A 2,500-nucleotide genomic window follows, 5' to 3' on the forward strand; every position below is an offset into this window, starting at 1 on the left:
GCTTGGCCCCCCTTCTCCCGAAGTTACGGGGGCATTTTGCCGAGTTCCTTAACCACAGTTCACCCGATCGCCTTGGTATTCTCTACCTGACCACCTGTGTTGGTTTGGGGTACGGGCCGTGCATGCACTCACTAGAGGCTTTTCTCGACAGCATAGGATCACCCGCTTCGCCTCAAACGGCTACGCATCACGTCTCAGCCTATATGTCATGCGGATTTGCCTACATGACGGCCTACACGCTTACACCAGGACAACCATCGCCTGGCGGAGCTACCTTCCTGCGTCACCCCATCGCTTGACTACTACGGAATCAGGTCCCACGCTCCACACACAGACTCCGTCCGAAGACATCGTCCGCGGCTTCGGGTGGTTAGTGTCAACCGCCTCGCCATGGGCGCACATGCTCGGGTACGGGAATATCAACCCGTTGTCCATCGACTACGCCTGTCGGCCTCGCCTTAGGTCCCGACTTACCCTGGGCGGATTAGCCTGGCCCAGGAACCCTTGGTCATCCGGCGGCAGAGTTTCTCACTCTGCATTCGCTACTCATGCCTGCATTCTCACTCCCGCACCCTCCACGACTCGCTTCCGCGGCCGCTTCCCTGGATGCAGGACGCTCCCCTACCCATCCACACCACTGCACCGTTTCCGAAGAAACAGCGGATGTATTGTGTGAATGACACAGCTTCGGCGGTGTGCTTAAGCCCCGCTACATTGTCGGCGCAGGACCACTTGACCAGTGAGCTATTACGCACTCTTTCAAGGGTGGCTGCTTCTAAGCCAACCTCCTGGTTGTCTGGGCAATCCCACATCCTTTCCCACTGAGCACACACTTAGGGGCCTTAGCTGGTGTTCTGGGCTGTTTCCCTCTCGACGACGAAGCTTATCCCCCGCCGTCTCACTGCCGCGCTCTCACTAACCGGTATTCGGAGTTTGGTTGATTTCGGTAACCCGGTAAGGCCCCTAGACCATCCAGTAGCTCTACCCCCGGCAAGAAACACGCGACGCTGCACCTAAATGCATTTCGGGGAGAACCAGCTATCACGGAGTTTGATTGGCCTTTCACCCCTACCCACAGCTCATCCCCTCAGTTTTCAACCTAAGTGGGTTCGGGCCTCCACGACGTCTTACCGTCGCTTCACCCTGGCCATGGGTAGATCACTCCGCTTCGGGTCTAGACCACGCGACTCAGATCGCCCTGTTCGGACTCGCTTTCGCTACGGCTACCCCACCCGGGTTAACCTCGCCACGCAGCACTAACTCGCAGGCTCATTCTTCAAAAGGCACGCCATCACTCAACACGTGAGCTCTGACGGCTTGTAGGCACACGGTTTCAGGTACTCTTTCACTCCCCTCCCGGGGTACTTTTCATCTTTCCCTCACGGTACTCGTCCGCTATCGGTCTCCAGGAAGTATTTAGGCTTACCGGGTGGTCCCGGCAGATTCACAGCAAATTCCACGAGCTCGCTGCTACTCGGGAACACCATCGCACGACACAAACACAGTTTTCGCGTACGGGGCTCTCACCCGCTCCGGCCCGCCGTCCCAAACGGTTCCGCTAACCATGCCGCATCACGCCCAGAGTGTCAGCTCTGAGAAGACAGGTCCCACAACCCCGACCACACAACCCCTGACAGGTATCACATGCAATCGGTTTAGCCTCATCCGCTTTCGCTCGCCACTACTCACGGAATCACTTTTGTTTTCTCTTCCTGCGGGTACTGAGATGTTTCACTTCCCCGCGTTCCCTCCACACCGGCTATATATTCACCGGCGGGTAACACCACATCACTGGTGCTGGGTTTCCCCATTCGGAAATCCTCGGATCACAGCTCGGTTGACAGCTCCCCGAGGCATATCGCAGCCTCCCACGTCCTTCATCGGCTCCTGAAGCCAAGACATCCACCATGTGCCCTTAACAACTTGACCACAAAGATGCTCGCATCCACTCTACAGTTCTCAAACACCACACCAGAAACAACGTGTGTTGCCTCAGGACCCAACAGCGTGCCAGCGAACAGGAACCCGCCCGGATCCGCGACCGGCGTTCCACGCAGAGACCCGAAGACCTCGCAGTACTGACCGGCGGCATCACCGCCGCCGCGAACCATCACCAGTAGTTCCACAATTCCTCGAGCAAGCCCGGCAACGCTGCATTCGAGCGTTAAACCGTGCCCACCCCACGCCCCGTGCTCCGGGCATCCCGGGAGGCGTGGATGTGTCGTGCTCCTTAGAAAGGAGGTGATCCAGCCGCACCTTCCGGTACGGCTACCTTGTTACGACTTCGTCCCAATCGCCAGTCCCACCTTCGACCACTCCCTCCCTTGCGGGTTGGGCCATGGGCTTCGGGTGTTACCGACTTTCATGACGTGACGGGCGGTGTGTACAAGGCCCGGGAACGTATTCACCGCAGCGTTGCTGATCTGCGATTACTAGCGACTCCGACTTCACGCAGTCGAGTTGCAGACTGCGATCCGAACTGAGACCGGCTTTAAGGGAT

At 58.0% G+C, this 2,500-nt stretch carries 2 rRNA genes (1 of these 2 cut by a window edge); both read right to left on the bottom strand.

The window, feature by feature from the left end:
• Nucleotides 1–1,929 (bottom strand): 23S ribosomal RNA (locus H5411_RS45940); the annotation flags it as partial.
• A gap of 305 nt (nt 1,930–2,234) precedes the next feature.
• Nucleotides 2,235–2,500: ribosomal RNA gene (locus tag H5411_RS45945) — 16S ribosomal RNA — on the bottom strand; its annotated part runs 1,056 nt beyond the window's last position; the annotation flags it as partial.

Source organism: Amycolatopsis echigonensis, assembly GCF_014174495.1.
In the GTDB taxonomy this organism is placed as follows: domain Bacteria; phylum Actinomycetota; class Actinomycetes; order Mycobacteriales; family Pseudonocardiaceae; genus Amycolatopsis; species Amycolatopsis echigonensis.